This is a genomic window from Bifidobacterium sp. SO1 (genome assembly GCF_018555335.1).
Taxonomy (GTDB): domain Bacteria; phylum Actinomycetota; class Actinomycetes; order Actinomycetales; family Bifidobacteriaceae; genus Bifidobacterium; species Bifidobacterium simiiventris.
Genome location: NZ_JAFEJR010000037.1, coordinates 1 through 4,436, shown reverse-complemented (window position 1 = coordinate 4,436; position 4,436 = coordinate 1). Strand labels below are relative to the sequence as shown.

At 63.5% G+C, this 4,436-nt stretch carries 4 protein-coding genes; 3 read left to right on the top strand and 1 reads right to left on the bottom strand.

Annotated features, from left to right (window positions below; genetic code table 11):
- Window positions 1–221: 221 nt before the first annotated feature.
- The 3 genes from purF (at window position 222) to purD (ending at window position 4,172) form a co-directional block, all read left to right on the top strand.
- Window positions 222–1,730: an amidophosphoribosyltransferase gene (gene purF / locus JS541_RS14460; RefSeq protein WP_214375190.1), complete on the top strand. Its 1,509-nt coding sequence runs from the start codon at window positions 222–224 to the stop codon at window positions 1,728–1,730.
- Between the two features lie 60 nt (window positions 1,731–1,790).
- Complete coding sequence (gene purM / locus JS541_RS14455; RefSeq protein WP_214375189.1) at window positions 1,791–2,828, top strand: phosphoribosylformylglycinamidine cyclo-ligase; 1,038 nt, start codon at window positions 1,791–1,793, stop codon at window positions 2,826–2,828.
- Window positions 2,829–2,900: 72 nt separating this feature from the next.
- Window positions 2,901–4,172 (top strand): phosphoribosylamine--glycine ligase, encoded by a 1,272-nt coding sequence (gene purD, locus JS541_RS14450; protein WP_214375188.1) that lies wholly within the window; start codon window positions 2,901–2,903, stop codon window positions 4,170–4,172.
- Window positions 4,173–4,356: 184 nt separating this feature from the next.
- On the opposite strand, the gene JS541_RS14445 is transcribed toward purD, so the two are convergent.
- The coding region (locus JS541_RS14445; protein ID WP_214305358.1) for an IS3 family transposase at window positions 4,357–4,436 on the bottom strand (80 nt) is incomplete at its 5' end.

Below are 4,436 nucleotides of genomic sequence, written 5' to 3'. Positions count from 1 at the left end.
CACACTAACACTGCTACCCTTGACCACGGAGGCTCCTTCGCTAGAACGGTTAGGTTTAAGGCACCACCCATTCTGCCTAGAAGCCTCTCGTCATACCAACCCATCCATCAAAACAACAAACACGGTCGCCGAACCTTGTGAACAGGCTGATGTAGCCGGCAATTGGTAAGCTGGATTGCTAGTGAAATCCCCTGTCTCCTATGGTTCGGAAGGAGCTTGGCTTGTCGGCTGAACTCGAAGATATCCACGAAGAATGCGGCATTTTCGGCGTGTGGGGCCACCCTGACGCCGCCCGTCTCACCTATTTCGGACTCCACGCACTCCAGCATCGCGGCCAGGAGGGCGCCGGCATCGTCTCGAACGACAACGGCCATCTCATCGGCCACCGCGGACTGGGCCTCTTGACCCAGGTGTTCGGCGACGAGCGCGAGATCGCGCGGCTCAAGGGCGACAAGGCCATCGGCCATGTGCGTTACGCCACCGCCGGCTCCGGCACCACCGACAACATCCAGCCGTTCATCTTCCGCTTCCACGACGGCGACATGGCCCTGTGCCACAACGGCAACCTCACCAACTGCCCGTCGCTGCGCCGCAATCTCGAGGACGAAGGCGCGATCTTCCACTCGAACTCCGATACCGAAGTGCTCATGCACCTTATCCGCCGCTCCACCAAGCCGACCTTCATGGACAAGCTCAAGGAGGCGCTCAACACCGTGCACGGCGGCTTCGCGTACCTGCTCATGACCGAAAACGCGATGATCGGCGCGCTCGACCCGAACGGCTTCCGCCCGCTCTCGCTGGGCCGCATGAAGAACGGCGCGTATGTGCTCGCCTCCGAGACCTGCGCGCTCGACGTGGTCGGCGCTGAGCTCGTGCGCAACATCCGCCCCGGCGAGATCATCGTCGTCTCCGATCACGGCTACAAGATCGTCCAGTACACCGACAAGACGCAGCTGGCGATCTGCTCGATGGAATTCATCTACTTCGCCCGCCCCGACTCCGACATCTACGGCGTGAACGTGCACTCTGCACGCAAGCGCATGGGCGCGCGTCTGGCCGCGGAATCCCCGGTCGAGGCCGACATGGTCATCGGCGTGCCGAACTCATCGCTGTCGGCCGCGTCCGGCTACGCGGAGGCCGCGCATCTGCCGAACGAGATGGGCCTGATCAAGAACCAGTACGTCGCCCGCACGTTCATCCAGCCGACGCAGGAGCTGCGCGAGCAGGGCGTGCGCATGAAGCTGTCCGCCGTGCGCGGCGTGGTCAAGGGCAAGCGCGTGATCGTGATCGACGATTCGATCGTGCGCGGCACCACCTCAAAGCGCATCGTGCAGCTGCTCAAGGAGGCCGGCGCGGCCGAGGTACACATGCGCATCAGCTCGCCGCCGCTCAAGTACCCGTGCTTCTACGGCATCGACATCTCGACGACCAAGGAGCTGATCGCCGCGAAGAAGTCCGTCGAGGAGATCCGCGACTACATCGGCGCCGACTCGCTCGCATTCCTTTCGCTCGACGGTCTGGTCGAGTCGATCGGACTGGGCGCGGACGCCCCGTACGGCGGTCTGTGCGTCGCGTACTTCAACGGCGACTATCCGACCGCACTGGACGACTACGAGGACGATTTCCTCAAGTCGCTCACCCCCGAGGATCGTGTGCGTCTGCCCGAGTTCGCGCTCTACAAGAGCAAGTACGAGGGCAACGAGTACGCCACCGTCGATCCGACCAAGTAACTCCGTTTATCGGTCAGCCATCCAGATTTCCACAAGAAAAGAAGTATAGAAAGGTTCGTCATGCCCAAAGCCTATGAGAACGCCGGAGTGAGCGTCGAAGCCGGCTACGAGGTCGTCAAGCGCATCAAGTCGCACGTCGCCCGCACCAACCGTCCGGGTGTGGTGGGCGGCATCGGCGGCTTCGGCGGCCTGTTCGATCTCGCCTCCCTCGGCTACCAGGAGCCGGTGCTGATTTCCGGCACCGACGGCGTGGGCACCAAGCTCGTCGTCGCCAAGCTGGCGAACAAGCACAACACCATCGGCATCGACTGCGTGGCCATGTGCGTCAACGACATCGCCGCGCAAGGCGCCGAACCGCTGTTCTTCCTCGACTACATCGCGTGCGGCAAGAACGATCCGGCGCTGCTCGAGCAGGTCGTCGCGGGCGTCGCGGACGGCTGCGTGCAGGCCGGCGCTGGCCTGATCGGCGGCGAGACCGCCGAAATGCCGGGCATGTACGATGAGGACGAGTACGATCTGGCCGGCTTCGCGGTCGGCGTGGCCGAGAAGTCCGCCATCGTCGACGGCTCGATCATCACCGACGGCGACGTGCTCATCGGCCTGCCGTCCACCGGCGTACACTCCAACGGCTTCTCCCTCGTGCGCAAGGCCCTGTTCGAACAGGCCGGCTACACCGTCGACACCGAGCTGGACGAACTCGACGGCGCGAAGCTCGGCGACGTGCTGCTCACCCCGACCAAGATCTACGTGAAGGCCCTCGCTCCCCTGTTCAAGGCGGGCGTGGTCAAGGGCGTCGCGCACATCACCGGCGGCGGCTTCATCGAGAACGTGCCGCGCATGATCCCCGACGGCCTCGCGGCTGAGATCAACCTCGGCTCGTGGCCGGTGCTGCCGATCTTCGACGTGCTCGAGAAGGCCGGCGAGATCGACCACATGGAGATGTACAACATCTTCAACATGGGCATCGGCATGGTGCTGGCCGTTCCGGCCGAGCGCGCCGACGAGACGCTCGAACTGCTCAAGGCCAACGGCGAAGCCGGCTATGTGATCGGCAAGATCACGCCGGACACCGACGGCACGCAGATCGCACTCAAGTAACTTCCCGTTTTTTGTGGCTCCCCTCCGTGAGGGGAGCCACTGACATGTCAGACACGAAAGGACTTATCAACAATGGGACAGAAGGTTCTGGTCATCGGCTCCGGCGCCCGTGAGCACGCGATCGCGCACGCCCTGCTGCGTGGCGGCAGCGTCGACGAGGTCACCGTCGCCCCGGGCAACCCGGGCATGGCGCTCGACGGCATCCGCGTCGTCTCGCTCGGCTCCTCCAACCACGCCGCGCTCATCGACTTCGTGAAGGACAACGGCTACGACTGGGTGTTCGTCGGCCCGGAGGTTCCGCTGATCGAAGGCATCGTGGACGCGTTCGCCGCCGCCGGTATCAAGGCGTTTGGCCCGTCCAAGGCCGCCGCACAGATCGAAGGCTCGAAGGACTTCGCCAAGCAGCTCATGGTGCGTCACGGCATCCCCACCGCCAAGTACGAGACGTTCCACGAGCTCGAGCCGGCCGTCGCCTACGTGCACGAGCACGGCGCGCCGATCGTCATCAAGGCCGACGGTCTGGCCGCCGGCAAGGGCGTGACCGTCGCGATGGACGAGGACACCGCCGTCAAGGCGCTCGACGACATCTTCATCGACCATCGCTTCGGCAACGCGGGCGCCAAGGTCGTCATCGAGGACTATCTCGAGGGCCAGGAGTTCTCGCTCATGAGCTTCGTGAACGGCACTGAGTTCTGGCCGATGCCGATCTCGCAGGATCACAAGCGCGCGTACGACAACGACGAGGGCCCGAACACGGGCGGCATGGGCGCGTACAGCCCGGTGCCGCAGATCGGCCAGGACGTGGTCGACACGGCCCTTGAAACGATCGTCAAGCCCACCGTCGAGGCGATGGCCGCCGAAGGCACGCCGTTCACCGGCATCCTGTACGCGGGCCTGATCGCCACCGCCGACGGCCCGAAGGTCATCGAGTTCAACGCCCGCTTCGGCGACCCGGAGACCGAGGTCGTGCTGCCGCGTCTGACCTCCGATCTTGGCGCCGGTATCAACGCGATTCTCAACGGTGAAGCCCCGACGTTCGAGTGGAAGACCGACGGTGCGACGCTCGGCGTCGTGCTCGCGTCCAAGGGCTACCCGACGAACGTCATCAAGGGCGCCCCGATTCCCGAGATCACCGTGGACGCCGATTCACACGTCTACTACGCGGGCGTCGCCTCCGACGACAAGCACGGCCTCGTCGCCGACTCCGGCCGCGTGCTTCTCGTCGAAACCTCCGCAGATTCCATCAAGGCCGCACAGGACAAGGTCTATCAGATCATCGACGCGCTCGACACGCACGGCATGTTCTATCGCCACGACATCGGCTCCAAAGCGCTGAACGCGTGATGATGGAGCGTTAGCTTCGTTACGGAGCACTCGACGTACTTTGTACGCCTTCGTGCTCCGCGCTTTGCTACCGCACGCATCATCACACGTTCAGTGTGTTAAGCATGCCTATATGAAAATGGGGTTTGTTCCTTTGCATGAACTGCGCCCCGGAAGTTGGACGTGGTTTATTAAGGGTACCTGATCAGGCTGTGAGGGACATATTCCGGAATTCCTCCGGGGTGTGTCCCTCAAGTCGTTTCTGCCTTCGTTTGGTGTTCCAAT